This window comes from Serratia sp. TMDUHS_CL, assembly GCF_037137105.1.
Classification (GTDB): Bacteria; Pseudomonadota; Gammaproteobacteria; order Enterobacterales; family Enterobacteriaceae; genus Serratia; species Serratia nevei.
Genome location: NZ_JBBBDV010000001.1, coordinates 694,648 through 720,740 on the forward strand (window position 1 = coordinate 694,648; position 26,093 = coordinate 720,740).

The window sequence follows — 26,093 nt, forward strand, 5'->3', positions numbered from 1 at the left end:
TGCTCAATCCTCTGCCGGCGTACCTTGATGAAAGCGCATCTGCCAACCCGCCTTTTCCGTCAGCAGCCAAATCGATGAGCGTTCAGTGCAACGAACGGCGCGGCCCTGCGCATCACGCTGAAAACTTTTGTACGTTAGCAACACGGCGCCTTCACTGATTTTCGCCAGCTTAAAACCTTCGGCGAAAATTGGCTGATAATCCGTTTCCATCTCCAGCGCCGCAACGGTTTGGCATTTGTCATAACGTAGGCCTGAACGACCAATCTCTTCAAAGTCTTCATGCAACAATGCCGCGACATGTTTCGGATCGCAGCGCGTTGTTGGCTGGTGCAGTTCAACCTCAAGCGCCTGAATTTGGCTAAGCCACTGTGCAAAATGGGTCAAAATGCCCTCCTTTTTGATCGCGCTACGTGAAATCTGGCAAACTTCGGCAGTCAATCTACATCTGAATGACACTCGTGAAACCTGACTATTCCCAGGATTCCTTCTCATAGGGTTTTTGCCAGTTTTTTTCCGTGACGGGCACCAGTTCCCCGTTGAACGTATAGGTACAACAGCGGCATCTCACCGGCACATCTTCTGCGGTGAATGCCGGGTTCACTTTCTGCAGTATCCCGTGCTCATCTATGCATAGCCCGCTGTAATAGCTCGACTCACCACAGCAGACATAGCTCTGCCAGTTTTTACGGTGCAGCGCCACCAGGTAAAAAATAGGTGCTTCTTTATCCAACCGACTAACCGCTTCGCTGTGCACTTCACTCCAGGGTTGGCCCACTTTACTGAGCAAAAATTGAAATAGCGGCGTGTAATCCATGCCATGTTGTATCCGCCCATGCATGCTTTCACGCAGCGGCAACTGCTCATCATCCAGCTGTTTGCTATGCCGTTCCCAGCGGTACTCACCACCGCTGGCTATGGGCCCTCTGGATGTCACGCTTTCTCTTCTATAGAGTTTTTTCTTTCTATCTCGATGTGCTCTCATCAAGCCTCAATAGTGACATTGTCACACAAAAAGAAATCCTTACGCCGGTTTCCCAGCCAAATGCGACCGCCGAACCCGCAACTCTCCGTGCCGCCAGGCGCCGTCTGCCGTGGCGCGATTGTCGATCAGGCGATTCAAAGCCTCCTCGACCAGCCGGTCGATGCGTTGGCTGTAGCTGGTCAGCGCCCAATTGGCTGAGCCGGCTTCATCGATATCGTCGAAACCGACCACGGCCATCGCGGACGACGGCGCCGTTTGCCTGAGCGCTTCGAGCGCCCCCAGCGCCAACACGTCGTTCTCGCAGAACAGCGCCTCAACCCGCTCGCTTTCCGGCGTTGCCTGCAGGTATTCGCTCATCAGCTGGAAACCGCGTTGGCGATCGTAGTGGCCGGCGGTGAGCACCCGATCCAACTGAAAGCCGGCAGCCATCAGTTTGTCGCGGTAGCCTTCCATGCGCAGCAAATGGCTGCTTTGCGTGTCCGGCCCCTTCATGTAGCCAAAGCGCCGATGCCCTTGTTCTATCAGCAACTCAGCGATCTCTTCGCCGGCGCGGTAACCGTCGATATTGACCACATCAATGTGTTCACTTTCCGTATTGCGGCACACCTGCACCAGCGGGATCTGATGCAGGTCTTGCGCGATCGCCGCCCACTCTTGGGTTAACACCGTCGCCAGGAACAAAATGCCATCGACCTGCAGCTGATCGGCCATCGCCATCACCGCCCGGTAGTTTTCCCCGGCGGTGATGTTCAGCAGCAGCGCCATATAGCCGCGGGTTTGCAGCTGTTTGGTGACCATATCGAGCATCATCATCGAATGCGGGTTCTTCATCTCGTCGATGGCCACGCCGATGATTTGCGTGCGTTTTTGCGACAGGCTGCGCGCCAGCAGGTTTGGCCGATAGCCCAACTCGGCCGCCGCCGCCAGTACGCTTTCACGCGCGCTGTCCGAGATCGACGCGCCGGGCGTAAAGGCGCGCGATACCGTCCATTTAGAGACGCCGGCCTTTTCGGCGACGTCGCTGGCGGTGGCTTTGTGGTGTTTTATCATGGTTGCGTCGATCCCGGCTTCGATGAAGTCAAACTATACCCTGCTCGCTCAGATCCCCTAAGCGCCCGTCGGCATTCCTGCTGCAATTATGTCCCGTTTTTGCACCCGATTGCAATTTGTTGTGCAACCGGGTGCAAAAGGTAAAGAGTTTGTGATCGTCCACGCTGTTTTCACCTTTCCCCAGTTGACCGAATTTTATCCATAGCCAACATTCACGGTGGCATTCAGAGACTCATCGCCGTCTTGTCTCTTGTTTTGCACCCGGTTGCAAATACACTGCTTTAACACAACACCTCTCATCTCGACAGGATACCGTAATGAAAAAAACCAGACTGCTGTTGATGTTAGCCTGCTCGCTGTTTGTCGTGACCGCCCAGGCCAAGACCTACCAGGTCGGCGTGGCGCTGGCCAACTTCGATCTCAACTTCGTCTCCATCCTGCGCAGCCAAATGGCACGAGAACTGGCTGCGCAGCAGCTGCAGGGCCAGTTCGTCGATGCCAAGGGCGATGTCGCCCTGCAGGTGCAGCAGGTAGACGATCTGATTAATCAGGGCGTGGATGCCATTATCCTCAACCCGGTCGATACGCAAGGCGTCCAGCCGATGATAGCGGCCGCCCAACGTGCCGCGATCCCCCTCATCTTCGTCAACCGCAAACCCGAAGTGCCGCTGACCGGCGCGACGGCCTACGTCGGCTCCGACTCGGCGCTCAGCGGCCGCCTGCAGATGGAGGCGCTGGCGAAAAAAATGAATTACCGCGGCAACGTGGCGATCCTGATGGGCGCCCTCTCCAACGAAGAAACCCGCGAACGTACCCGTGCGGTAGAGGCGGTAATCGCCACACACAAAGACATGAAAGTGGTAGAGAAACAGACCGCCAAATGGCAGCGCAATGAAGCGGTCGACGTGGTTTCCGGCTGGTTGCTGAACGGCACGCCGATCGATGCGATCGCCGCCAACAACGATGAAATGGCCATCGGCGCGATCATGGCGCTGAAGCAGGCCAAAAAGAATGGCGTGCTGGTCGCCGGTATCGACGGCACGCCAGACGGCCTGCAATTTATCAAAAGCGGCGACCTGGCGGTGACCATTTTCCAGGATGCCAAAGCCCAAGCGATCGGCGCGGTGAAAGTGACCCGAGCGATGTTGGATCACACTAAAACCGAGCCTTACAACTGGGTGCCTTATGCCGCCGTGACGCGAGAAAACTACCCGCAATTTGCACAGATGAACCAGAAATAAACCGTTGCCACTCTCTTTTTCAACCCATTTTGCACCCGAGTGCAAAACCACAGTATCAGGAGTCAGCATGTTAAATGGTGAAAGAAGCATCCCTCGCCCGCTGCGTTGGGCGATGATCGGCGGCGGCCGCCTCAGCCAGGTGGGCTACAAGCACCGTTCCGGCGCACTGCGCGACAACACCGCTTATCGGCTGGTTGCCGGCGCTTTTGATATCGACGCAGCGCGCGGACGTGAGTTTGGCGTCAACCTCGGCGTGCCCGCCGAACGCTGCTATGACAACTATCAACAGCTGCTGGATCAAGAAGCCGACCGCGAAGATGGCGTTGAGGTGGTGACCATCGCCACCCCCAACGGCACCCATTATGCAATCACGCGCGCCGCGCTGAATGCTGGCCTGCATGTCATCTGCGAAAAGCCGCTGTTCTTCACCACGGCGGAGGCGAGAGAAATCAAGGCGCTGGCGGCGGAGAAAGGCCTGATCGTCGGCGTAACTTACGGCTTCTCCGGCCATCCGCTGCTGATGCAGATGCGCGCCATGATTGCGAACGGCGACATCGGCGAAATACGCATGGTCGAATTGCAATACACCCACGGTTTCAATGCCAACGAAAGCGCGGACACGTTCGAGGCGCAAAAGTGGCGCGTCGATCCGAAAATCGCTGGCCCCTCTTTTGTGCTGGGCGACATCTCCACCCATACCTTCTACATCTCGCAGTTGGTGATGCCCGATATGAAGATTGCCTCCCTGCTGTGCGATCGCCAGAGCTTTATTCCTTCTCGCGCCCCGCTGGAAGACAACGCCATGGTGCTGATGCACTACGAAAACGGCGCCGTCGGCCGCATGTGGGCCTCCGCCGTCAATGCAGGCGCAATGGACAGCCAAAGCATCCGCGTGGTGGGCTCGCTCGCCAGCCTGCAGTGGAGCGACGCTGCCCCCGGCGAATTGCGCCATGAGATCCAGGGGCGGCCCAACCAAACGCTGCACCACGGCATGCCCTATCTGGACGACAGCGCCCTGGCCGAAGAGCGGCTCGGTGCGCTGCATACCGAAGGGCTGGCCGAATCCTGGGCCAATATCTACCTCAAGTTCGCCATCGCCATCAGCGCCAGCCAGCGCGGCGATCGGCAGACGCTGGCCACGCTGATCTATCCGGATATCGACGCCGGATTGGAAGGCGTGCGCTGGATTGAAAACTGCGTTCGCTCCGCCGACAACGGCGCCACCTGGGTTAATTACCAATAAGGAAAGCACCATGAAACTTTCATTCTGTACCGACAGCCTGGGTCATTTACCCTTCGAGCAGATGCTGGATCGGCTGCTGGAGCTGGGGGTGAGCGGCGTGGAAATGACCACCGGCGGCTGGTCTCCGGCGCCCCATCTGGATACCGACGATCTGCTGGCTAACCCCGCCAAACGCCGGCAGCTGCAGCAGGCGCTGGCCAGCCGCGGCATGGAAATCGCCGCGCTCAACGTCTCCGGCAATCCGCTCGATCCCGGCGAACTGGGGCAACGCCATCAGCGCCAAACCGACAATACGCTGGAGCTGGCCGGGCTGCTGGGGGTGAAAAAGATCGTTATGATGAGCGGCCTGCCCCCGGCCAGCCCGCATGACACCATTCCCAACTGGATCACCTATACCGTCAGCTGGCCGCCGACGGTGAAAAACTGTCTGGACTATCAATGGAATGAAGTGGCAATCCCCTATTGGCAGGCGCTGGTCGCTCGGGCCAAAGCGTGCGGCGTCGAGCGCTTTGCGCTGGAAAACTTCAGCGCCATGCTGGTGTGGAACCCGGAAACGCTGTTCCGGCTGCGCGAGGCCGTTGGCCCGATGGTGGGCCTGAACCTCGATCCCAGCCACCTGATCTGGATGGGTGCGGATCCCATCGCGGTGGCCCGCGCCCTCGGCCCCGCCATTCACCATGTGCACGGCAAAGACGTGCGCCTTGAGCGCGGCGTCGTTGAGGTTAACGGACTGCTGGAGACCAAACCGATCGACGACGTGGCCCGCCGCGCCTGGAACTATGTCGCCGTCGGCTGCGGCCGGGATCTGCAGTGGTGGAAGGCGTTCTTCTCGGTGGTGCGCATGATGGGCTACAACGACTGGGTGTCGCTGGAAATGGAAGACCTGACCATGTCGGTCGATGCCGGCATCGTTTCCTCCGTTCAGGCGCTGCAGCAGAGCATCAGCCAGTAAAGCCAGGCGCGGCGGTCACGGCCGCTGCGCCCCCTTTCACTCCGGTTCACTCGCCCCGGCCGGCATTTGCCGCCGATACTGCGACGGCGACTGCGCCATCACCCGTTTGAAGGCGGTGCTGAACGCGCTTTCCGAGCCGTATCCCAACGAGTAGGCGATCGACGCGACGTTTTCTTTACCGGCCCGCAGGCGATCTGCCGCCTGCAGCATACGCCAACGCGAGAGGTATTCCATGGCGGTGCTGCCAACCAGCCCTTTGAAACGTTGAGCGAATACGGTGCGGGAAATGCCGGCGATGCGGGCCAGCTCTTCCAGCGTCCAGTTGCGCGCCGGCTCGGCGTGCATGGCGGCGATCGCCAGGCTGATCTGGCGGTCGGTCAGCGCCAGAAACCAACCTTTCGGCAGCCCATGGGCCGTTTCGAGGAACTGGCGAAACACCTGCACCAGCATCAAGTGCGCCAGGTGGGTCGACATCAGCGCACCGCCGAGCTGCGGGTGACGCAACTCGTTCGTCCACTGTTCGAGCGTCCAGCGCAAAACGCCCGCCTGGCTCGAGGCTTTGGGGATGTTGATGATCGGCGGCAGCGCATCAAACAGCAGCGCCGCATGCTGGCCGGAAAAACCGAAACGCCCGCTGATCAAAAAGACCTCGCCACCGCCGTTATGCACGGCGATGCCGTCGCGCGTCGCCTCGGCCATGATCTGCTCCCCTCCCTGCGGCGGCAACGCCGGATCGGACGCGACCCTGAAGCGCCGCCGACTGTTCAGCAAAAAGCAGTCCCCTTCGCGGAAATGGATCGGCTGCGTCAGATCGTCGGTCATGCCCCAGCAGGCGCCGCGCATCACCGCCGTGAATTTGATGCCTTCATGAGGGGGAAACTCGAACGACCAGTCCCCGGCGGCGTCGAAACCGGCGTAAAACTGGTTTTGGGGTTGCAGCAGCGACAACACGTCTGACAGCGGGTCCATGATGAAATCCGTACTCTTGATAAACAAACAAGTACTTTAGCGCATGGATCGTCCGTCCCTCAAGGCTTATTCTTGACGACAAGTTTTATCGCGTCGTGCGGGCAAAGGCGACCTGAACCGCGCCGCTGCCCGAATCATCCATTGCTGTGCTGAGGGAATTCTGACTTTGAGCCGTTGTTCCAAATTGCGCCCGACATCGGGCGGCTATGCTTCATCGCCACAATGGCGCGATCGGCGCTTTAACAATCAGCGGCCGCCGGCGCCGGGTGATCTGCCCGAGTCCACCCTGCGCGTGTGGTGGGACGTATTTTTCAACAAACCCAAAGGCACGGTGCCGGCGACGCCGGTGCCGATTCAGCGCCTGTCGCGCGCCGAGCTTGAAGCGGCACCCGATCGTAGCCTGTACCGTCTGGGGCATTCCACGGTGTTGCTCAAGCTGCGCGGCCAATGGTGGCTGACCGATCCGGTGTTCTCCGAGCGGGCCTCGCCGCTGCCGTTCGCCGGGCCAAAACGCTTTCACGCGCCGCCGATCGCGATCGAGGAGCTGCCGCCGATCCGCGCCGTGATCCTCTCGCACGATCATTACGACCATCTGGACCGGGCCGCCATTCGGGCGCTGGACGGCAAGGTGGGCCAGTTCGTCGCACCGCTCGGCGTGGGCGATCGCCTGGCGGCCTGGGGCGTGGCGCCGGAAAAAATCCGCCAGTTCGACTGGTGGCAAGGCACGGAAATCGACGGCCTGCGGCTGACGGCTACCCCGGCCCAGCACTTTTCGGGCCGGAGCCTGACCGACGGCAACCGCACGCTGTGGTGTTCCTGGGTGATTGAAGACGATGAGCTGCGGATGTTCTTCAGCGGCGACAGCGGCTATTTCACCGGTTATGCCGAGATTGGCCGCCGTTTTGGCCCCTTTGACCTGACGCTGATGGAAACCGGCGCCTACGACAAACGCTGGCCCTATGTGCATATGCACCCTCAGCAAACCGTGCAGGCGCATCGGGATTTGCTCGGCCGCTGGCTGCTGCCGATCCATAACGGCACCTTCGATCTGGCGATGCACGCCTGGCAAGACCCGTTCGACCAGGTACTGCGCCATGCCGCTCCCTTTAGCGTGCAGGTCGCGACGCCGATGATCGGCGAACGTGTCGATATCGTTCGGCCGCACCCCGGCAGCCGTTGGTGGCGCTAAGCGCCGTTTTATTTATTCGCAGGAAACCTGAAATGAACAATGACCATAAAGTGTGGCTGATCACCGGCGCCTCGTCGGGCCTGGGCAAAGCCCTGGCGGAAGCGGCCATCGCCAACGGCGATCGGGTGGTGGTGACCGCCCGCCGTCTCGACCGCCTGCAGGCGCTGGCTAAGGGCCAGGAGGATCGCGTGCTGCCTTTGGCGGTGGACGTCACGGATGCCGCCGCGCGCGATAAGGCGGTCGCCGATACCCTGGCGCGGTTCGGCCGCATCGACGTGCTGGCCAACCTGGCCGGGCGCGGTGTAGCCGGCGCCTGCGAAGAGTTCAGCCTCGAACAGCTGCGCGAGCAGATGGAGCTGAATTTCTTTGCGGCGGCGGAGATGACCCGCGCCGTGCTGCCGCAGATGCGGCGCCAGGGCAGCGGCAACGTGATCACCGTAAGCAGCATCGCCGGTCTGGTGGCGATGAACGCCGCCGGCCCCTATTGCGCGGCGAAGTTTGCCCTCGAAGGCTGGACGGAGTCGCTGGCCATCGAGGCCAGGCCGCTGGGGATCCACGTGACCCTGGTCGAGCCCGGCGCCTTCCGCACCGAATTCGCCGGCGACGTGAACATGCGGCCGACGCAGCGCATCGAGGCCTACCGCCCGTCGATTGCACCGTTTGAAACCTACCTGGCGCAGTCCGCCGGCCGACAGATGGGCGATCCCGCCAAAGCGGCGCAGCGCATGCTGGAGTTGATCACTCTCACGGCCCCGCCGGTGCGCCTGATGCTGGGGCGCGACGCTTACGCCATGTGGGACACCACCCTCGCCAAACGCCAGCAGGAGCTTAACGCCTGGCGCGAACGGGGTGAAGACACCGCCTTTGATGGCGCAGAACTCACTGAAATTCAACTGTAACTCTCCACGATAACGAGGAATCTCGATATGAACAAAACCTGGTTTATTACAGGCGCATCTTCCGGCTTCGGCCAGGCTTTGGCTGAAGCCGTGCTGGCCAAGGGCGACAACGTGGTGCTCACCGCCCGCCGCCTGGCGCCGCTGCAGGCGATCGCCGCCGGCCACGGCGAACGCGCGCTGGCTCTGCAGCTGGATGTGACCGATCCTGCGGCGCGCGCCGCCGCCCTGAAGAAGACCGTAGAAACCTTCGGCCGCCTCGACGTACTGGCCAACATCGCCGGCGCCGGTTCTTACGGGGCGCTGGAAGAGTTCACTTCCGAACAGATCCGCGCCCAGATGGAGCTGAACTTCTTCGCGGCCGCCGAGCTGTCGCGTGAAGTGCTGCCGCAGATGCGTGCTCAACGGTCCGGCCATATTCTCAATCTGACCAGCATCGCCGGCCTGGTGGCCTTCCCCGGCAGCGGCCTGTACAACGCCACCAAATTCGCGTTGGAAGGGTTTACCGAAGCGCTGCACCACGAGGTCAAGCCGCTGGGGATCCACGTCACGCTGATCGAGCCGGGCGCCTTCCGTACCGGTTTCGCCAGCAGCGCCGCCATGAAGGCCGAACGCGAAATCGCGGCCTATGCGCCACTGGATGCCGGCATGGTGGAGTATTACCGCACGCAGAACGGCAAACAGATGGGCGATCCGGTTAAGGGCGCTCGCGTGATCGTCGATATGGTGGCCAGCGCCACCCCGCCGGTGCGTTTGATGCTCGGTAAGGACGCGTATCAGCTGTGGGACAGCGCGGTAGCCTCCCGCAGCCGCGATCTGGCGCCGTGGCGTGAACGCGGTGAAGATACGGCCTTCCCCGGCGCTGCGATGAATCCCGTTCAGGCGCTGTAATACCCACCTTTCAAACGGGCTGCCTATGTAGCCCGTTTGTTTTATGTGACGTCGTCACGTATGTCTTACCTTTTGTTTCTCAGTCGAGCGTTCAAAACTAATTGCCAAAGCAACTGTTGCCATTTAACCTATATACACTGTTTGCCGAGGTATCCCATGTCATCGAAAGAAAAATCCCTCTATGCCCTCACCAACGCCCTGCAACCGGTTCGCCGGGTGTGGAAACAGGCTGCGACGCTGGCGATCGCCAAATCCGGCATCTCCATGTCGTTGGCTACCGTCGTGGTTCTGGTGCATCGCAATCCGCAGGGCATCAATCAGCGCAACCTGGCGGAAGAAGTCGGCGTCAATCCCGGTGCGCTGGTGCGTCTGTTGGATCAGGCCGCCGCGTTAGGCTTCCTCGAGCGGCAGGAGTCGGCCGGCGATCGTCGGTTTAAAACCCTGCGCATTCTGCCCGCCGGCGCCGAATTGGCCAAAAAGGTCGAAACCGCGGCCGATAAGCTGCGAGTCGAGCTGATGCACGACGTGCCGTTGGAAGATATTGAAACCGCCACGCGCATTCTGCGCCTGTTTGAAGAGCGCGCAGGCCACTATCTGCAACAGGCCGGCAATGAGCCATGAAAATCGGTAAACCGCAGCTGCAGTATGCCGCGAAACTGTTTATTTCCGCCATGCTGGCCTTCGCGCTGGCGGAAAGCATCGGCCTGCAAAATCCCTATTGGGCGATGGTGACCTGCTGCGTGCTGAGCAATCCGGTCAGCGGCGCCGTACGCGCCCGTGCCACCTACCGTTTTTGCGGCACGCTGTTCGCCGGCGTGCTGACGCTGGGCCTTTCGGCCTGGCTTAGCAACACGCCGGTGCTGTTGATCGTCGCCGCTGGGCTGTCATCGTCACTGATGCTGGGCCTCTCCTATCTCGATCGCACGCCACGCGCTTACTTTTTCCATCTGGGCGCCATCACCATGATGCTGGTCGCCATCGCCTACATCAATCACCCGGACACGATGTTCACTATGGTCGTCACGCGGGTGACGGAGATCTGCCTGGGTATTTTGGCGGTGACGCTGGTAGACAGCGTGCTGTTCCCATCGTCGCTGGCGCCGGTGTTGCGCACGCGGCTGAAAGGCTGGCTGGCTGACCTGGCGCGTTGGCAGGAGGACAGCCTCGACGGCAAGGGCAGCGACGCCCAGGCCGACGCGGACCGTATCCGTTTGCTGGGCGACATCGCCTCGTTCAATCAGATGATGACCACCCTTGGCTATGACAGTTCGGTCGATAAGCCCACCCGTCAGGCGGCGATTTCGATACAGCAACGCGTACTGCAAATCGTGCCGCTGCTCTCGGCCATCGGCAGCAGCATCGCCGCACTGCCGGTCGGCCTGCGCCCCCGCCTGCAGCCGTGGCTGAATGAGGTCCGGCGGCAGGCCGTTGAACCCGCACCGCACGCTGCGCCCTCGGTAAGCTTGTTGCCGCCTGCGGCGTCGCTGTCGCCGTGGGAAACGCTGATCGTCGACGAGCTGGCTGAACAGGTTGAGCAGTGGTTAACTCTGTGGGCCGAGGTACAGCAGTTGAACGCATTCCTGGACGGCGAGCCGCTGCCCGCGGCGCTGCAGGCGCAGATGATGCGCAGCCGCGTCTTCTCGCCGCCGCCGGATATCGGCATGGCGGTGCGCATGTTCGCCGGAATTTTGACGACCTACGCCCTGCTGTGCGGCCTCTGGTATTTCACCGGCTGGGAACAGGGCGCCAATATGGTGCTGATGGGGATCGTGGCCATCGCCTTCTTCGGCGCCGGCGACAATCCCGGTGCCACCATCGCCACTTTTGGCCGCTTCGCCGCTATCGCTATGGCCCTCGGCGCCCTGCTCAGCTATGTGCTGCTGCCGCTGGCCGGGGATTACGGCAGTTTCCTGATCGTGATGGGACTGTTTTTGCTGCCGCTCGGCGTGTGGGCGGCGAGCAACCCGCTGGCAACGTTGGCGATCGCCCTGTCGCTCAGCAACGTCAACTTTCAGGGGCACTATGCGCCGAACAATATGGGGCTGTATCTGGAAAGCACTACCGGCACGCTGATCGGCGTCTATTTCGCATTCCTGTGCGCCGCGCTGTTCCGCCGCTGGGGCACCGATCAGGTGGTGGCGCGGCTGATGCGGCAGGATGCGCAAGAGATGCTGCGCCTCAATCGCCACGTCACGGAGCGCGACTTACAGCGCTATCAGGCCCGCGCGTTGGATCGCATCACCGCGCTGGGTAGCCGCCTGGTCGCCGTTGGGCAAGCCGATCGCAGCCCACAGCTGTTGATGCGCTTAAAAACCGCTATCGACCTGATTCGTCTGCAGCAGGCCGGCGCTCTCAGCCCTGGCGCTTCGCCGAACGCCGGTCTGCCGGCGGCGTTCCGCCAACTTTCTCTGCACGCTGAGGCCCCCTCCGCGCTGCTGGGCCAGATCGACGTCGGTCTGCAACAGGCCTGGCGGCAGAACGATCGGCGCGCGCTGCGGCCGCTTACCCGGCTACGGCTGCTGCACTTCCCCACGGCTTTGCACTGGAATCCCTGACATGATCGGTGAAATCAACATTGACGGCGTGTTCATCTCGCCCTTGCTGCTGTGCCTGGTGTGCGCATTCTTCTCGCGCATGGCGCTTTCCTGGGCGCTCAGCGCGGTAGGCGTCTATCGCTGGGTCGCGCAGCGCCCGCTGTTCGACACTGCCCTGTTTCTTATTCTGGCCGGGCTGTTTTTCCACGGCCTGAAATGGCTTACCACCCCCTGAGGACCCCATGTTTCGTGAACGTACCCTTGTTCTGCTGCGCCCCGCGCTGACCCTGATTGCCGTTTTGATCGCGGCAGGCGTGCTGTGGCAGCTTTATCTCTATTACACCTATGCCCCGCAAACGCGCGACGGCAAGATCCGCGCCGACGTGGTGCCGCTGGCCACGGATGTTTCCGGCAAGGTGGACGCCGTGCACATTCACGACAACCAGGTGGTGCATAAAGGGCAGCTGCTGCTCAGCCTGGACAAAGTACGGCTGCGCAATGCGCTGGATCAGGCCGAGGCCGCCGTGGAACGCGCCAACGTCCAGTTGGCGTCATCCCAGCGCGAAAACCGGCGCTATCAGGCGCTGCAGTCGGCTATTTCACAGCAGGAACGCGACAATCGCCGCGATGCCCAATCGCTGGCGAAGGCCAATCTGGATCAGGCCCTGGCGGATCGGGCGCTGGCGCGCATCAACCTGCAGCGCGCCGATCTCTATGCGCCGGTGGATGGCGTGATCACCAACTTCTCCCTGCGCCCCGGCGCTTACGCGACCGCCGGTCAGCCGATCATGGCGTTGGTGGATTCCAACAGTTTCTACATCGCCGGATACTTCGAAGAGACCAAGCTGGGCCGCATCCAGAACGGTGACAAGGTGGTGATCCGCATCATGGGGGAACGGCAGCCGCTCTATGGCCACGTCGACGGGCTTTCCGCCGGCATCAACGACAGCGAGCGCACCACCGCCGCCGGCAATCTGCTCGCCAACGTCAACCCGACATTCAGCTGGATCCGTCTGGCGCAGCGCATCCCGGTGCGCATCGCGATCGACACCATTCCCCACGGCGTCGAGCTGATCGCCGGCCGCACGGCGACGGTTAGTCTCAAGGATAACGGGGAATAATCTGCCGTTAACCGTATCGATGCACTTTATGGCGTGATGGCCAACTTAATCACGCCATCGCGTTTCTCCGCGAACAACGAGTAGGCCTCTGCGATATTCTCCAGCCGGAAGCGATGCGTCACGAACGGCGTGAGATCCAACCCACCATGCTGGATCACGTTCATCATTCTGCGCATCCGCTCCTTACCGCCCGGGCACAATGCCGTGCGAATAGTATGATCGCCCAGCCCATAGGCAAGCGCACTCACCGGCAGATGGAGGTCTTCGCTATAAACGCCAAGGCTGGATAAGGTGCCGCCGGGTTTTAACACCCGCAGCGCCTGATTAAAGGTGGTTTGCGTTCCCAAACACTCTATGCTGGCGTCCACACCCCGCCCGCCGGTAAGCCTGAAGATCTCCTCAACCGCATCGTGTTCCTTGTAATTCAGCAGGACGTTTGCCCCCATCTCGCCCGCCATTTTCAGCTTTTCGGGGGAACTGCTGACGGCAATGATCAGGCTGGCGCCTTGCAAACGCGCCCCGGCGGTGGCACATAATCCGATCGGCCCCTGGGCGAAAATGGCCACCGTATCGCCAATTTTAATGTTGGCATTTTCCGCACCTTTAAATCCGGTAGACATCACATCCGGACACATCAGCACCTGTTCATCGGTCAGCGCATCAGGGATTAACGCCAGATTTGCTTCGGCATCGGGTACCAACACATACTCAGCCTGCGTGCCATCGATAACATTGCCAAAACGCCACCCCGCCGTCGCTTTGTATCCGTGGCAACGGCATTCCGGCAAATAGGCACCGTCCTGAGCGGGAAAACCATCCTGGCAGGCATAGGACGTAAACGAGGGACAAATGGCGCCGGCCAGCGCTCGCTGCCCTTCTTTAAAACCTTTAACATTGCTCCCGAGCTTTTCGATAATCCCGACCGGTTCATGGCCCACGGTCAACCCGTGAGGCACGGCATATTCGCCCTTGAGAATATGAATATCGGTACCGCAAATTGTCGTCGTGGTTATTTTAAGCAAGGCATCATTGGGGCCGGGAGAAGGGATCGGTTTTTCAATGAGTTCTATTCTCCCCCTTTCGATAAAGGCGGCGGCTTTCATCATGCGCATGGTGGAAGACCCTTTGGTTTCTGTCGAGGTGATTACAAGAAAGAATAACCCAAGCGGTTATTTTTTCTATTTTAATACCTTGTAAAATAATCACTACCACCAATAATTCCAAGAGTGAAGTAAAATGAGGAATATAATTAACCGAAGAATTAACCCACCCCGGAAAACTATTTACCCTCATATTTTCGAATAGAGCATCGCTTAAGAAAAGAATGGTTAACACCCTAGCGAAAGCTGCATAATTTCTCTTCCTAAATACCCTGCGCTCAGCGAAAATATACGTTATCTGATTGATAAAACATGCAGGAAACGCCATGTCACGATTCACCCTCATCCCGCTGAGCCTGGCACTTGCCGGCTGCGCGCCATTGCAACCTGATGGCTGTGAAAAAGCCAGTGCGATGAACGATTGCGTCTATGCCTGGCGTGCAGGCAGCAATGTTCCAACGGTAAAGCAACCGCCTAACCTGGGATGCGACGGACAAGTCTTTTATGAGCGGCCATACTATTCTGCCTCTGCGAAGGCTGAAAAACGTGAAGGCGAAGTGAGCGCAACGTTTGATGTTGATGATAAGGGTAAAGCCAGAAATATCGTGCTAACGGGCACACCGGAGTTCTATCGCGACGCCAAAAGCGCTATCGCACGCAGCTGCTGGATACCAGGCAGCGTTAATGAAACGGCGTTGTTTACTTTTAAACTCTCTGGTGATGCTGAAGCCAACCGATAGCGTAGGATAGGTTCCTTTGCAACGGTTGACTCAACGGGTGGCGGCATTCGCTGCCGTTACAGCATCCACTCGATCGGCAGCCAGCCGGCCACGGTGAGAATAATGCGTTTTACCCAGCCGGCGCCGGGCTCTTGCTGATGCACCTCGGTGTGGCCGTCTTCGAAGGCTTCTTTCCACACCATTTTGCCCTCGGGCGTCAATACCGGGCGGTAGGCGGCGTACTCGAGCGGGCCATCAAACAGTTGGCGAGTGTCGGCCGCCAGCGTCGGGCTGTCGATCAAGAAGCCCATTTCGCAGTTCAGGTGCGCCGAGCGCGGATCGAAATTGAACGAACCGATAAACACCCGCTTATCATCGATGGCGAAGGTTTTCGCGTGCAGCGCCGCGCCGGACAGCCCCAGCGGCTTGAGTTCCTTGCGCCCGGTCGGTTGACCGGCGCGCAGCTTCAGCTCGAACAGTTCGACGCCCGCCTGCAGCAGCTCACGCCGGTATTTGGCGTAGCCGGCATGCACCACCAGCACGTCGGTGGTGTTCATCGCGTTGGTCAGCACGCGTATGGACTTCCCCTGTTTGGCAAGCGATTCAAAGAAGCTCGCCCCTTCCCGCCCCGGCACGAAATAGGCGGAAACCAGATCCAGCTGCCGGCCGACGCCGCCGATGATCTTGCCGAGCTGCGTCACCATCAACCGATCGCGCGACGCCTTGCCCAGCCCTTTCGCCGGATCGTCGGCCACCAGCTCTACCTGGGTGAATTCCGGCTGGACGGCGCCATCGCGAAAGCGCACCGCGCTGGTTTCCAGCTGCACCGCCAATTTGCGGGCCCGTTCGCTGCTTTCGGTCGCGGTGGCCTGCGTCAGGAAGGCAGAAAGATTACCTTTGCCCCGGATAATTTGCTCAACGCCGAACACCGACGCGCTGTTCCAGTAGCGATCGAACACCTCGGCCGTTTCTGCCACTACGCTGCCGACGCTCAGCACGTCGAGATCGAGGAAATAGTTTTCGTCGCCGACCTGGAAATACTCGTCGCCAATGTTGCGACCGCCGATGATCGCCACGGCGCCGTCGACAATGTAAGACTTGTTATGCATGCGGCGGTTCATACGCATAAAGTCAAAGGCGTAGCCGGCCAACTTCGGCGTGCGCACGGTTGATGGGTTGAACAGGCGGATCTCGACGTTTTCCTGGTCGTTCAGCGCCGCCAGGGTCTCGTCCATGGCGACGCCGTTATCGTCCAGCAGCAGCCGCACGCGCACGCCGCGTTGGGCGGCGTCATACAGGGTTTTCAGCAGGATCTGCCCGGAGGTGTCGTTATGCCAGATGTAGTACTGGGCGTCGATCGACCTTTCCGCCATCCGCGCCAACGCCAGGCGGCTGGCGAACGCATCGTGCCCGCTGGCCAGCGGCACCACGCCGCTCAGGCCTGGATGCGCCGCCATCAGTTCGGCGGCCCGCGCCGGTAACTGGGCGGCAGGATCCGCCGGCAACGCCGCCTGCGGCAGACGCTGGGAAATATCCGGCAAACGAAAGAGGACTCTTGCCGCAATAATGGCGATCGTCACGGCGAGAATCAGATACACGACAATTTTTATCACGGGAAGCGGCCTCGGAGGTTGACTGCTTTGCTTTATACGTCATTAGGTTGCTTCAATCTATAGGAGAAGCGCGCTATGCCATAAGGCTATAGCGTAAAGCGCGAAGGCGAAACGCCAAACAGTTTTTTGAACGCCACCGAATAGGCGCTGTGGCTCTCGTAACCGCTTTCGAAGGCGGCATGGATGATCGAGTTGCCGGCCAACAGCAGCGGAATGGACGACAGCAGCCGCAGGCGCTGTTTCCACTGGCCGAAGGTGATGCCGGTTTGTTGAGTGAAATGACGCTGGAAGGTTTTCGCGCTGATCGACAGTGAATCGGCCCAGGCCTCAATGCCGCGATCGTCGGCCGGCGTGATGACCAACAGCCGGCAAATCTCGGCCATTCTCGCCTCTGCCGGCCAAGGCAAATGCAGCGCCAGCTGCGGCTGCAGGCTCAGCTCCTCAAGGAACAACGCTCTGAGCAGCGTATTGCGTTTGGTCTCCGCCCCTTCGGGCGCCAGCGTCGCCAGCTGAGCGATCAGTTCTCGCAGCAGCGGTGATACCTGCAATACGCCGTCGCGCAGCGGCAAACGCGCGGCGGTGACTTCATCAACCAAAATCCCGTAAACGCAAATGTTACTCTGCATGACCAGCTGATGTTCTACCCCCGGCCGCAGCCAGACCGCGGTGGTGGGCGGCACGATCCAGCGCCCGCTGCTCGCCTCGACCGCCATAACGCCCTGCTGCGAATAGAGCAAATGGCTGCGTTTATGCGAGTGGTAAGGAATGACAAAGCCCGCCGGATAGTGTTTCACCAGCCCTGTCACCTCGAACGAGGAGTTTTCGTGGCTGCTGAGGTCGATGCGTTTCGTTTCGGCGTTGTCGACTTCGAATCCCATGGTCATTTGTCCCTTTTGATAACGCGAATGTCTTTTATTTGATAGAGGCGCCGCATGATCCTCCATATAGTGACGTTCTCGCAAGCCACACCAGGGGCCTTATGCGAAGAAACTCACTATTTACACCAAAATTTCATCGTTCTGCGTAAAACCAAGGCGATGACGTTGCGCATGCGCTGCGCGATGGCGGCTCGTTGCGGGGGCGACGTGGCCGAAAGTGGTGGAAAGGGAAAGCGCGGTGGCTTAAATCAGGAGGTAGACGCATCAATCAGCAGGTAGCTCAGCCAGGGGGGCGGCTTAATGCTGCTGGGATAGGGAGAGCGCCTAGGCTCTCCTCTATCCATTCGTGTTATCACCTCAACGGGCCAACTCGGCGCCGTCCAGCTCGGAAATCGCCAGACAAATCACTTCAGTAATGGCCTGTACCGTATAGGCGGTATTGGCAGGGATGATTAACATCTCATGGGGTTGCAACGTCTGATCGTCAACCTTCAGTTCACCGCTCAGCACCATCAGTTTCACCCACCCCGGATGAAAACGCGCCGGTTGTCGGCTGCCCGCATCCAACTTCAGCAACGCCGTATGGCCAGGCGTCTCCCGTTTCAAAATATGAAAACGCACCCCATCGTAAGGCATGTTTTCGTAATGCAGTGACGCCAGTGTTCTCTTATGCATGGTAAGTGTCCTCGTGACCTGTGAGTAGCTGCTCCGCCTTCGGTCGCCATAAAAACGATTGGCGGCTGTCCCTACCGAAAGCACAGGCTCGCAGCCTCTTGGCGAACGGATTTAACTGTCGTACTTGCAGCGGCCCGACCGACCGCCGTTTCATGCCCAACCTGCCTCAGGCATGCTACTAAATATATAAGAGCCTCGCCGACGGCGCAAAAAACCGCTGCCAGGTTGAGCGTATATTCATTTCCCGTCGTCAAATCGCTCGGGGCGATAAGCGTGCGGAATGGCAGGATTGACGCCATAAAGCAGCTCGTCGCTGACCAGCCGGCCAAGCGTTGGCGCGCACATCACTGCCGGGTGCATCACCGCCACATAGAGCCGGGTAGCGCCCAGTGGCCCGATGATGGGATAACCGTCGCGCGGCCGGGGCCGCATCCCCACCGAACACGCCTGCAGTTGCAAGGGTGCCGTATCCGGCAGGCGGTTTTTTATCGCCGATTGCGCGTCGTTTTCCACCCGTTTAACGTCCCCCTCCGGCGGGTAATCCTCCGCCGCCAGCAGATCGCCGTTTTGCGTATGGCGCACTTCAACGTCATCGCCCGCAATCAGCGTGTTCACTGCCAGCGCCGCCGCACGATAGCGTAACAGAATCGCCGGCGACGCCTCGATCGGCAGCGAGAACCCACTGCCATCCAGCAGCGCGGAGATTCCCGTGCCGCAGGCGAGCACCACCCGTTCGGCGGCAATCGCGCCTTCCTCGGTAACGATGCCGATTATCTGCCCTTCTTCACGCAAAAATCCGGTGACGGTTCGCCCCAGGAGCAACTCCCCACCCCACGCGCTAACGCACTCGAGCAGCCGCTGTGTCACTTCTTGCGGATCGACGGCGCCGTCACGCGCCGCAAAATAGGCTTGGCTATCGGGCTGCCTGAGCCCCGGTTCCAGCGCGTTCACCTCGGCGGAGGGCAAAAGCCGATTGTCGGGGTTTTGCGTCGCCGGCGCCTGGCCATAGCTGAGCGCGCCGGACCAATTCACCCAGAGATCCGGGATCTCCTGCGCCAGGCGCATCCAGTCAGCGACGATCTCGCGCCGCAGAAACGCGTCGGGAGCGCCCTCAGGCACGCCTTCGCTGATCCAGCCAAACGAGCTGCCTGTGGCCCCCGCCGCGGGATGCGCCTGCTCAACGACGACAACGTGCTGCCCCTGGCGCGCGAGATGATAGGCGACCGATGCCCCGACAATCCCGGCACCCACGATAACCATGCATGATGATGTTCCATTCATTTAATGATGTCCGTACCTCGTTTCAAGTGCTGCCGCCAGACAGGCTACTCCACCGCCGCAGGCCAATACGGCATAAGACGTGCCCCAGCTCTGGGTGGTATCCATCACGACGCCAAAGGATAAAGGGGCGAACGAACCGATGCCGAACCCCAGCAGCGATCGCCAGCCCATCACGCTACCGAGCTGTTGCGGCGGCACGTTGTCCGCCATCGCGGCCGACAGCACGCCGGAGTCGCCGAGGATGAAGAAACTGCCGATGCTGACGGCCAGCAGCGTCCAGCCCGGCCCCCAGTTCGCCGACCACCCCATCAGCAGCGATCCCAACGCGCCGGCGGCGCCCATAAACATCAGCACCGATGCACGGTTAAAATAGTCGGAAACGGTGCCGACAATCAGCGTGGCAACCATGCCGGCCAGGTGGATCACCGCCGCGACGATCAATCCGGCGCTGAGCGGATCCAGAGAGAAACCGCTCAACGCCTCGCTGACCAGGCTGGGCGCCCAGGCCCAGTTACCGAGCAGTTCCCAGCTGTGGGCGATATACCCGACCAGCAACAGCAGGGTCGCATAGGTGATAGCATAGCTTTCACGTTTCGTCTGCCTCCCCAGCGTACGCGGCTGCGGTTCCCGATAACCGACCAGGGCCAACGAACCGGCCAGCGCCCCCAGCAACGCACCGGCGGCACACAGGGAGAACGCCACGCCGGCCCCCCAGCGCATGGCGCTCCAACCGGCGATGAAAACCGACAGAAAATACCCCAACGAACTGGCCGCCAGCATCATGCCGATGGCGTAACCGCGCCGGGCCGGGCCGTTCATCCCCATCGCCAGCAGCAGCGCCGGCGTATAGGCGCCGCCCTGCGTCAGGCCGACGAAGGCCATCAACACCAGCGCGCCGGCATAAGAATGGGCAAACACGGCGAACAGCATCAGCGCAGCGGCGCCCAGCCAGGAAAACAGCAGGTAAACCCGGTGCGCCCCCAGCGAATCACACCACCAGGAAGCCACCAGCAGCGCCAGCGCGTTGGTCAGGCTAAATACCGTTTGCACCGTACCGGCGGAGGCGGCGTCGAGCTGCCACTCGCTTCTGATGGTCGGCAGTGCACCGGCGAACATCATGGTGCCCAGGCAGAGGCCGGCCCGGCTCACGCAAAGCAGAAAGAAAGCTCGCATCTCAGCGCCGTCTCCCTGCCCATCGAAGGGTGAGGATAATTCGACTAACACGAACGACAGACGGGGAAAATCGCTGCATGACACACTCGGAAAACCGGGAAAGATGCGTGATAATAGTGAGAAAAATCAACGGCTGACAAACGATCTTTCCTCGCTCATTTGGTTGAGCTAGACTCAACCAATGAAAAAAATTCACTCCCTGCCGCACCTGTCCGCTTTCGAAGCCGCCGCCCGCCTTGGCAGCTTCAGCGCCGCTGCGGATGAGCTGTTTCTCACCACCGGCGCGGTCAGCCGCCACATTCGCAGCCTGGAAGAACAGCTGGGTATCACACTGTTTTATCGCGGACACAAGTCCGTGCGGCTGACGCAGGCCGGCGAGAATTTCTCCCGCACCGCGTCCCGGGTGATAAGCGAACTGTATGCTGCGGAAAGCGCACTGAAAGCGAGCGCCGGCCGGCAGCGGCTGGTGGTGCACAGCCTGCCGACGTTCACCATGCACTGGCTGATGCCGAAGCTGGCGGCGTTCAATGAGATTCATCCGGAGGTCGCGATTGATATCACCACCAGCACAGGGGCCGTCGATCGCAATACGCCGTTTGATCTGGCGATCCGGCGCGATCCTGCGCACTTCTCCGGGCTGAAAGCGATCCCTTTTCTGCAGGAAGAGAGCCTGTTGGTCTGCAGCCAGAGCTACTTGCGCGCCATGCCGGTCAGTGCGCCCGGCACGCTGGCCGGGCATACCGCCATCCGTATCCGCGCCCGTGAGGATTTATGGCACAGCTGGCTGAATACCTACCCGACGGCGTTGGACGCCTCGCCGGCGCCGCTCACGCTCGACCATACCTTCGCCGCCATTCAGGCGGCCGAGGACGGCCTGGGGCTGGCCGTCGTGCCTTACCTGTTCTGCGCCAAGCATCTGTCGTCCGGTCGACTGGTGTCGCCTTTCCCGGCGTTGACTATCCGAACCGGCGTTTATTCCCTGCTGCTGCGCGATCGGGACGATGAGGTCGTGAGAAAGTTCGCCGCCTGGCTGCAGGCGTTTCAGGCTTAGGTCTCGGTAGCGTTAGCCGTGAAGCGCCAGGCCTTTTATCGCCTTATCCACCGCTTTTTTCGATCCGCGCAGCGCCAGACCGACCAAATCCAGATTGTCCGCGTCTTCAGCGAGAAAAACCTGCCGATTGGCTTCATCGTGCCCGGTCGAGAACATGGCGTGCACATAGGGGATCAACGTCAATTCCCGCTCCAACCCTTTGCGATGCACATTTTGCAGGCCCGGCAAATCTGCGGCGAAAATCAGCATCGGCTGCCCGGAAATACCGCCGTAGCGTCTGCCCTGCGCATCCACGTAACACTCGCCGATGATTTCCGGGGCGGCGGCGGCGATGCCCGTCGCCAGAAAGGCCACCACGTTCAGCCGCTGCCAGGTCTGCAGATCGTCGCGTACGATAAACGCAATCTTGGTATCAAACATCTTTCGCTCTACTCCGTTGTGCTGTTAAAAGCACATCATCGGAAATGGCAAATCAGCGGTATAGAACGTTTGTGCACTGGCGTTGATAGGCCGCCGGTGATAAACGGTAGGCGCGCTGGAACCAGCGACCCAAATGGCTCTGATCGGCAAAGCCCACCTGCATGGCGACCTGCGCCGGTTCTTGCCCCTGCGCCAACAACAAGCGTGCGGCCCGCAGCCTCAACCGAACCAAATACGCATGCGGCGACTGGCCAAAAGCCCGAGTGAATTGGCGAGTCAGGCGGAAACGGTCCAGACCACACTGAAGCGCCAGGTCATCCAGACTGGGATTATCCGCCATATGTGCATGCAGATAGTCCCGTAAGCGGTTCATCTCAACCAAAGCGTCGTCGTGTTGGGAATCCGGCCTGGCACGGATGTGCCGTGACAATAGCGTCAGCAGATGGTCCAGGCTTTGATCGCGCGCCAGTCGCCCCTCTCTATGATGCAACGAGAAAAAGGCCTGCTGTATCGCGGCCGCCAGCATAGGATCGTCGGTCAACGTGCTGTGGAAGGCGCCTTCCAGTACCGATGCATCCCCCAATCCGCGGCGATGCATCGCGTCGCATACCCAGCGCTGCGGCAGATAAAGCATCGCATAGGTAAATCCCTCGGCCTGCGGCGCATGGCCATCATGCACCGCCCCCGGTTCGATCAGCATGGCGCGCCCCGGCCGGCTGGTATGCAATGAGCGGTGGCAGTTGAAACGCTGTAAACCCTGCTGCGTGACACCCACCAGCATTTCATCATGATCGTGAGGATCGTAGGCATGTCCCTGAAAGTGGGCATTGACGCTCTCAATACCGGTTTCCTCATCGCGTCGCAGTTCGAGCCAATCTTTATGTTGATGATTTGACGCCATGCAATAAATCCGGAGTTCTGCTCACAGGAAAAGAAAAACAGCTTACCCTGAGACCGCCACCGTTGCACGCTCACAGCTCACAGATGGCGTAAGTGCCCTTTCCGGCCGATTTCGCCTGATACATCGCGCCGTCGGCGCGGGTCAGCAGCATCTCCTCGGTCACATCGCCGCGTGGGGAAATGGCCGCGCCGATGCTGGCGGAAAGCCGTACCTTCTGCGGCCCGATCTGCGTAATTTTGGCCAGATGCGCCAACACGTTTTCGCAAAACTCGCTGACTTCGCGCCGCGGATCCGTCAACGGCCACAGGATCACCGTGAACTCGTCACCGGCCAGACGCGAGACGCTGTGGCGCTCGCCGGCGCAGGTGCTGAGCAATGTGGCGAACGTCTTCAGGATCGCGTCGCCGAAGTCATGGCCATAGCTGTCGTTAAGGGTTTTGAACCCGTCGAGATCGATAAACAGCAGCGCCATCTGCCGCTGATGGCAACAGGCCTGCAGCGTGCCCGACAACCGGCGTAGAAACGCGCGGCGATTGGTCAATCCGGTCAACATGTCGTGGGTTGCGTCATATTCCAGCCGCTGCTGCAGCCGCTTCAGTTCGGTGATGTCCATGGCGAGAATGTAGAAGCCCTGCGCTTCGCACGGCACCAGCGTGGTGTGGATCATCAGCAGCCCTTGCCGGGTCTGCAGCTCATTCTCAAAACTCACCATTTCGCCCGCGAGGGCCCGCTCGATCATCGGTTTTGCTATTCGATAAACGCTTTCCCCCATGAAATCGCGCACCGTCATCCCCCTGAGGCTGGACTCCTCCAGACCGAACCAGGTTTTGTAGGCGCTGTTGGCGAACAGGTAGCGTTCATTGCCGTCGATCTGGCTGATTAAGGCCGGCATATTGTCGGTAATGGCGCGCAGACGCTCCTTCTCCGCACTGAGCTGATATTCGGCGAGCACCCGGGTCTCAATCTCTTCGTTGAGCTTTTTAACCACCACGTTCAGCTCCCGCGTGCGAATTTCGACGCGTTGTTCCAGCTCGTGTTGCAGAGCGAACAGATCGGCCTCGGCCGCTTTACGCTCGCTGATATCGACGATAACCGAGATGAAATGGTCCGGCTTGCCGTTCGGCAAACGATTGAGCGCCACCGTCAGCTGCACCCAAACGATCGAGCCGTCGGCGCGGAAATAGCGTTTTTCCATCGAATAGGTACTGATTTCATTTTTCAGCAGCTGCTGCAGCTTTTCCAGATCGGTGTTGAGATCGAGCGGATAGGTGATGTCCTGGAAGGTGCGATCCATCAGCTCGCGCTCGGAGTACTGAAGCATTTCGCAGATGCGCGGATTCACCCGCAGCCAATATCCTTGCAGCGAGACCAGCGCCATCCCTACCGCCGCCTGGGAGAAGGTTTGTTCGAACAGCGCCTCCGTGCGCTGCAGGTCGGATTTCAGGTTTTCGGTATAGACGAGGCGTTCAATGCTCTGCAGATATTCCTCCACCACGGCGGCGAAATCGTGCAGATCGGCCAGTTGAGCAGGAGAAAACGGCTGCGGGTGGCTGTCGATAATGCACAGCGTGCCTAGCGGCAAGCCATCGAGCGACAGCAGCGGCTGCCCGACGTAAAAACCGATCCTCGGCCCGCCGATCACCAGCGGATTATCGAAAAAGCGCGGATCCTTGGCGGTATCGGGCACCACCAGCGCTTCGCGTTGCAAGATGGCATGACCGCAAAACGAGATATTGCGCGGCGTTTCTCGGGCATCCAGACCGTAGCGCGATAAAAACCATTGGCGATCCCGGTCGATCAGCGACACCAGCGCAATGGTCACGCCGAAGTATTTCGCCGCCAACCGCGTGATGCGATCCAGTTTTTCCACCGAGTTCGAATCCAGCACGTTCAGTGAGTTCAATACCGACAGGCGTTCGGCTTCGTTTTCGGGGAAGCAGGGTTCGAGCATGTTGTCTCCCATTGTGTCACCCACGGACCCGGCATAGCCGGCGTGAGTCCGTTCAGCCTATCCGTCGGTTAGCGGCAAATAATATCCTTGTCCATCATAGACTCACTCACAGTATCAATCCGATTATGTATTCTCGCCAACTTTGCCGGGCGTTGCGTTTCCCCCCACGCTGCGCTACAGTCGTTCACAAGGTGATGGTGTTCCACCTTTCCCAACCGCCGCGTTCACTCGAACCGGATGATGACGCCTGATATACAACTTCGCTTTATTTTTTAGGCAGGTATGTCAGGAGTCGCTATGAATGAAATCTCAGGTTTTACCCCTTTTCCACTCCAGCCCGATGCCGTCGCGCGGGAAATGCCCCTGTACGTTTTCGGCCATAAAAATCCCGACAGCGACAGCATCTGCAGCGCGCTGGTGGTCGCGGACTGGCTCAATCACCTCGGCAAACCGGCCGTGGCTTTCCGCCTAGGCGACCTGACGCCGGAAACCCGCTACATACTGGCTGCCGCCGGCGTACAGGCGCCTGCGCTGCTGACAGAAGATCTCCGTGACCGCAAAGTCTGGCTGGTCGACTTTACCGATATCGAACAAGGCCCGGCCTCATTGCCCGACAGCGACGTGGTCGGCGTTATCGACCATCACCGGCTGGGCACGTTAGTCACCCGCAACCCGCCCGATGTCTGGGTGCGCACCGTCGGCTGTTGCGCCACCCTGATCCTGCAGATCCTGACGGCAGAAAAACCGATGCCACTTAACGCCGCGCAGGCCACGCTGCTGCTGGGCGCCATCTTGAGCGACACCGTCGCGCTCAGTGCGCCGACCACCACGGAACAGGATCGGCTGGCGGTCACCCGGTTGCGCGCAATCTCTCACGTCGACTATGACGCCTTCACCGCCGGGCTGCTTGCCGCCAAAACCGATCTCTCCGGGCAATCCGCCCCGCAGTTGCTGCAGCGCGACGCCAAGAATTACCGCATCCATACCGTTTCGCTGCTGCTGTCGCAGATAGAAGTGCGGGCCATGAGCGACATCGATCCGCTGTTGCCCGCGCTGCAACAGGCGCTCGAGCAGGCGAAGCAGGAAGCCGGGCTGGAGATGACCGCACTCCTGGTTACCGATATCACCCACCGCCGTTCCACCCTGTATTTCTCGTCGAACCGGGTGCTCGCCATTCGGCAGGTGTCGCTGCCCGGTATGACGAGCCGAAAAAAAGAGGTTTTACCGTGGTTAACCCTACAGATTGCTCACGCAGGGAGATAA

At 60.2% G+C, this 26,093-nt stretch carries 26 protein-coding genes and 1 riboswitch; of the genes, 13 read left to right on the forward strand and 13 right to left on the reverse strand.

Translation table 11 applies throughout. The features are described 5' to 3' along the window. Positions 1-3: 3 nt before the first annotated feature. The 3 genes from WCL58_RS03295 to WCL58_RS03305 all read right to left on the reverse strand — a co-directional run bounded on the left by WCL58_RS03295 (position 4) and on the right by WCL58_RS03305 (position 2,032). On the reverse strand, positions 4-384 hold the full coding sequence (locus WCL58_RS03295) for a nuclear transport factor 2 family protein (RefSeq protein WP_060439932.1): 381 nt from the start codon (positions 382-384) through the stop codon (positions 4-6). 85 nt (positions 385-469) lie between these two features. Continuing rightward, a complete protein-coding gene (locus tag WCL58_RS03300; protein WP_060418879.1) occupies positions 470-982 on the reverse strand; it encodes a hypothetical protein in 513 nt (170 codons plus the stop codon). 39 nt (positions 983-1,021) lie between these two features. After that, on the reverse strand, positions 1,022-2,032 hold the full coding sequence (locus WCL58_RS03305) for a LacI family DNA-binding transcriptional regulator (protein ID WP_336850493.1): 1,011 nt from the start codon (positions 2,030-2,032) through the stop codon (positions 1,022-1,024). A gap of 317 nt (positions 2,033-2,349) precedes the next feature. Between WCL58_RS03305 and WCL58_RS03310 the strand changes: the two genes are divergently transcribed. From WCL58_RS03310 to WCL58_RS03320, 3 genes are all read left to right on the forward strand, one after another. Next, a complete protein-coding gene (locus WCL58_RS03310) occupies positions 2,350-3,273 on the forward strand; it encodes a substrate-binding domain-containing protein (protein WP_336850494.1) in 924 nt (307 codons plus the stop codon). A 67-nt stretch (positions 3,274-3,340) separates the two neighbouring features. Next, positions 3,341-4,516, forward strand: coding sequence for a Gfo/Idh/MocA family protein (locus tag WCL58_RS03315; protein ID WP_060418885.1), 1,176 nt, complete (start codon positions 3,341-3,343; stop codon positions 4,514-4,516). Between the two features lie 10 nt (positions 4,517-4,526). After that, positions 4,527-5,468 (forward strand): sugar phosphate isomerase/epimerase family protein, encoded by a 942-nt coding sequence (locus WCL58_RS03320; RefSeq protein ID WP_070914331.1) that lies wholly within the window; start codon positions 4,527-4,529, stop codon positions 5,466-5,468. A gap of 36 nt (positions 5,469-5,504) precedes the next feature. Here the strand turns inward: WCL58_RS03320 and WCL58_RS03325 are convergent, their stop codons facing one another. After that, complete coding sequence (locus WCL58_RS03325; RefSeq protein ID WP_060418889.1) at positions 5,505-6,437, reverse strand: AraC family transcriptional regulator; 933 nt, start codon at positions 6,435-6,437, stop codon at positions 5,505-5,507. 166 nt (positions 6,438-6,603) lie between these two features. On the opposite strand from WCL58_RS03325, the gene WCL58_RS03330 reads away from it, so the two are divergent. The 7 genes from WCL58_RS03330 to WCL58_RS03360 all read left to right on the forward strand — a co-directional run bounded on the left by WCL58_RS03330 (position 6,604) and on the right by WCL58_RS03360 (position 13,068). Further along, the gene (locus tag WCL58_RS03330) at positions 6,604-7,626 is read left to right on the forward strand and encodes an MBL fold metallo-hydrolase (RefSeq protein ID WP_319856982.1); all 1,023 of its coding nucleotides are present in this window, start codon (positions 6,604-6,606) and stop codon (positions 7,624-7,626) included. 32 nt (positions 7,627-7,658) lie between these two features. Then, complete coding sequence (locus tag WCL58_RS03335) at positions 7,659-8,525, forward strand: oxidoreductase (RefSeq protein WP_336850496.1); 867 nt, start codon at positions 7,659-7,661, stop codon at positions 8,523-8,525. 27 nt (positions 8,526-8,552) lie between these two features. Further along, entirely contained in the window at positions 8,553-9,413 is an 861-nt protein-coding gene (locus WCL58_RS03340; protein WP_043147473.1) for an oxidoreductase, read from the forward strand. Positions 9,414-9,569: 156 nt separating this feature from the next. Next, positions 9,570-10,034, forward strand: coding sequence for a MarR family winged helix-turn-helix transcriptional regulator (locus WCL58_RS03345; RefSeq protein WP_336850498.1), 465 nt, complete (start codon positions 9,570-9,572; stop codon positions 10,032-10,034). Continuing rightward, complete coding sequence (locus WCL58_RS03350) at positions 10,031-11,968, forward strand: FUSC family protein (protein ID WP_336850499.1); 1,938 nt, start codon at positions 10,031-10,033, stop codon at positions 11,966-11,968. The genes WCL58_RS03345 and WCL58_RS03350 overlap by 4 nt, the downstream gene beginning before the upstream one ends. A 1-nt stretch (position 11,969) precedes the next feature. Beyond that, on the forward strand, positions 11,970-12,182 hold the full coding sequence (locus WCL58_RS03355; RefSeq protein ID WP_336850500.1) for a DUF1656 domain-containing protein: 213 nt from the start codon (positions 11,970-11,972) through the stop codon (positions 12,180-12,182). Between the two features lie 7 nt (positions 12,183-12,189). Continuing rightward, positions 12,190-13,068 (forward strand): efflux RND transporter periplasmic adaptor subunit, encoded by an 879-nt coding sequence (locus WCL58_RS03360; RefSeq protein WP_102984678.1) that lies wholly within the window; start codon positions 12,190-12,192, stop codon positions 13,066-13,068. 26 nt (positions 13,069-13,094) lie between these two features. On the opposite strand, the gene WCL58_RS03365 is transcribed toward WCL58_RS03360, so the two are convergent. Continuing rightward, positions 13,095-14,180, reverse strand: coding sequence for an NAD(P)-dependent alcohol dehydrogenase (locus tag WCL58_RS03365; RefSeq protein ID WP_049199629.1), 1,086 nt, complete (start codon positions 14,178-14,180; stop codon positions 13,095-13,097). Between the two features lie 314 nt (positions 14,181-14,494). Between WCL58_RS03365 and WCL58_RS03370 the strand changes: the two genes are divergently transcribed. Further along, a complete protein-coding gene (locus tag WCL58_RS03370; RefSeq protein ID WP_336850501.1) occupies positions 14,495-14,908 on the forward strand; it encodes an energy transducer TonB in 414 nt (137 codons plus the stop codon). Positions 14,909-14,964: 56 nt separating this feature from the next. On the opposite strand, the gene WCL58_RS03375 is transcribed toward WCL58_RS03370, so the two are convergent. The 5 genes from WCL58_RS03375 to WCL58_RS03395 form a co-directional block, all read right to left on the reverse strand. Beyond that, entirely contained in the window at positions 14,965-16,500 is a 1,536-nt protein-coding gene (locus WCL58_RS03375; protein WP_336850503.1) for a phospholipase D family protein, read from the reverse strand. 86 nt (positions 16,501-16,586) lie between these two features. Beyond that, positions 16,587-17,378 (reverse strand): AraC family transcriptional regulator, encoded by a 792-nt coding sequence (locus WCL58_RS03380; RefSeq protein WP_070914368.1) that lies wholly within the window; start codon positions 17,376-17,378, stop codon positions 16,587-16,589. A gap of 357 nt (positions 17,379-17,735) precedes the next feature. Further along, the gene (locus WCL58_RS03385) at positions 17,736-18,053 is read right to left on the reverse strand and encodes a cupin domain-containing protein (RefSeq protein ID WP_038871643.1); all 318 of its coding nucleotides are present in this window, start codon (positions 18,051-18,053) and stop codon (positions 17,736-17,738) included. Positions 18,054-18,290: 237 nt separating this feature from the next. After that, on the reverse strand, positions 18,291-19,313 hold the full coding sequence (locus WCL58_RS03390; RefSeq protein ID WP_336850504.1) for an NAD(P)/FAD-dependent oxidoreductase: 1,023 nt from the start codon (positions 19,311-19,313) through the stop codon (positions 18,291-18,293). A 21-nt stretch (positions 19,314-19,334) separates the two neighbouring features. Then, positions 19,335-20,507, reverse strand: a complete 1,173-nt coding sequence (locus tag WCL58_RS03395; protein ID WP_336850505.1) for an MFS transporter — start codon at positions 20,505-20,507, stop codon at positions 19,335-19,337. A 181-nt stretch (positions 20,508-20,688) separates the two neighbouring features. Here WCL58_RS03395 and WCL58_RS03400 point away from each other — a divergent pair, with 181 nt between their 5' ends. After that, positions 20,689-21,558, forward strand: a complete 870-nt coding sequence (locus WCL58_RS03400) for a LysR substrate-binding domain-containing protein (protein WP_100395794.1) — start codon at positions 20,689-20,691, stop codon at positions 21,556-21,558. Between the two features lie 12 nt (positions 21,559-21,570). Here the strand turns inward: WCL58_RS03400 and WCL58_RS03405 are convergent, their stop codons facing one another. The 3 genes from WCL58_RS03405 to WCL58_RS03415 all read right to left on the reverse strand — a co-directional run bounded on the left by WCL58_RS03405 (position 21,571) and on the right by WCL58_RS03415 (position 24,830). Next, positions 21,571-21,978, reverse strand: a complete 408-nt coding sequence (locus WCL58_RS03405; RefSeq protein ID WP_060418907.1) for a DUF2000 family protein — start codon at positions 21,976-21,978, stop codon at positions 21,571-21,573. Positions 21,979-22,030: 52 nt separating this feature from the next. Further along, positions 22,031-22,879 carry an AraC family transcriptional regulator gene (locus WCL58_RS03410; RefSeq protein ID WP_100395796.1) on the reverse strand — a complete coding sequence of 283 codons (849 nt, stop codon included), beginning with the start codon at positions 22,877-22,879 and terminating at the stop codon, positions 22,031-22,033. Positions 22,880-22,949: 70 nt separating this feature from the next. Further along, on the reverse strand, positions 22,950-24,830 hold the full coding sequence (locus tag WCL58_RS03415; protein ID WP_169318423.1) for a diguanylate cyclase domain-containing protein: 1,881 nt from the start codon (positions 24,828-24,830) through the stop codon (positions 22,950-22,952). 181 nt (positions 24,831-25,011) lie between these two features. Further along, positions 25,012-25,087: riboswitch (Fluoride riboswitch) on the forward strand. Between the two features lie 40 nt (positions 25,088-25,127). On the opposite strand from WCL58_RS03415, the gene WCL58_RS03420 reads away from it, so the two are divergent. Beyond that, complete coding sequence (locus tag WCL58_RS03420; RefSeq protein ID WP_336850508.1) at positions 25,128-26,093, forward strand: DHHA2 domain-containing protein; 966 nt, start codon at positions 25,128-25,130, stop codon at positions 26,091-26,093.

Excerpts from the sequence above, each read along its gene's own strand:
- WCL58_RS03300 (WP_060418879.1), bottom strand. The coding sequence starts at position 982 with ATGAGAGCACATCGAGATAGAAAGAAAAAACTCTATAGAAGAGAAAGC.
- WCL58_RS03305 (WP_336850493.1), bottom strand. The coding sequence starts at position 2,032 with ATGATAAAACACCACAAAGCCACCGCCAGCGACGTCGCCGAAAAGGCC.
- WCL58_RS03310 (WP_336850494.1), top strand. The coding sequence starts at position 2,350 with ATGAAAAAAACCAGACTGCTGTTGATGTTAGCCTGCTCGCTGTTTGTC.
- WCL58_RS03315 (WP_060418885.1), top strand. The coding sequence starts at position 3,341 with ATGTTAAATGGTGAAAGAAGCATCCCTCGCCCGCTGCGTTGGGCGATG.
- WCL58_RS03320 (WP_070914331.1), top strand. The coding sequence starts at position 4,527 with ATGAAACTTTCATTCTGTACCGACAGCCTGGGTCATTTACCCTTCGAG.
- WCL58_RS03325 (WP_060418889.1), bottom strand. The coding sequence starts at position 6,437 with ATGGACCCGCTGTCAGACGTGTTGTCGCTGCTGCAACCCCAAAACCAG.
- WCL58_RS03335 (WP_336850496.1), top strand. The coding sequence starts at position 7,659 with ATGAACAATGACCATAAAGTGTGGCTGATCACCGGCGCCTCGTCGGGC.
- WCL58_RS03340 (WP_043147473.1), top strand. The coding sequence starts at position 8,553 with ATGAACAAAACCTGGTTTATTACAGGCGCATCTTCCGGCTTCGGCCAG.
- WCL58_RS03345 (WP_336850498.1), top strand. The coding sequence starts at position 9,570 with ATGTCATCGAAAGAAAAATCCCTCTATGCCCTCACCAACGCCCTGCAA.
- WCL58_RS03350 (WP_336850499.1), top strand. The coding sequence starts at position 10,031 with ATGAAAATCGGTAAACCGCAGCTGCAGTATGCCGCGAAACTGTTTATT.
- WCL58_RS03355 (WP_336850500.1), top strand. The coding sequence starts at position 11,970 with ATGATCGGTGAAATCAACATTGACGGCGTGTTCATCTCGCCCTTGCTG.
- WCL58_RS03360 (WP_102984678.1), top strand. The coding sequence starts at position 12,190 with ATGTTTCGTGAACGTACCCTTGTTCTGCTGCGCCCCGCGCTGACCCTG.
- WCL58_RS03365 (WP_049199629.1), bottom strand. The coding sequence starts at position 14,180 with ATGCGCATGATGAAAGCCGCCGCCTTTATCGAAAGGGGGAGAATAGAA.
- WCL58_RS03370 (WP_336850501.1), top strand. The coding sequence starts at position 14,495 with ATGTCACGATTCACCCTCATCCCGCTGAGCCTGGCACTTGCCGGCTGC.
- WCL58_RS03380 (WP_070914368.1), bottom strand. The coding sequence starts at position 17,378 with ATGGGATTCGAAGTCGACAACGCCGAAACGAAACGCATCGACCTCAGC.
- WCL58_RS03385 (WP_038871643.1), bottom strand. The coding sequence starts at position 18,053 with ATGCATAAGAGAACACTGGCGTCACTGCATTACGAAAACATGCCTTAC.
- WCL58_RS03390 (WP_336850504.1), bottom strand. The coding sequence starts at position 19,313 with ATGGTTATCGTGGGTGCCGGGATTGTCGGGGCATCGGTCGCCTATCAT.
- WCL58_RS03395 (WP_336850505.1), bottom strand. The coding sequence starts at position 20,507 with ATGCGAGCTTTCTTTCTGCTTTGCGTGAGCCGGGCCGGCCTCTGCCTG.
- WCL58_RS03400 (WP_100395794.1), top strand. The coding sequence starts at position 20,689 with ATGAAAAAAATTCACTCCCTGCCGCACCTGTCCGCTTTCGAAGCCGCC.
- WCL58_RS03405 (WP_060418907.1), bottom strand. The coding sequence starts at position 21,978 with ATGTTTGATACCAAGATTGCGTTTATCGTACGCGACGATCTGCAGACC.
- WCL58_RS03410 (WP_100395796.1), bottom strand. The coding sequence starts at position 22,879 with ATGGCGTCAAATCATCAACATAAAGATTGGCTCGAACTGCGACGCGAT.
- WCL58_RS03415 (WP_169318423.1), bottom strand. The coding sequence starts at position 24,830 with ATGCTCGAACCCTGCTTCCCCGAAAACGAAGCCGAACGCCTGTCGGTA.
- WCL58_RS03420 (WP_336850508.1), top strand. The coding sequence starts at position 25,128 with ATGAATGAAATCTCAGGTTTTACCCCTTTTCCACTCCAGCCCGATGCC.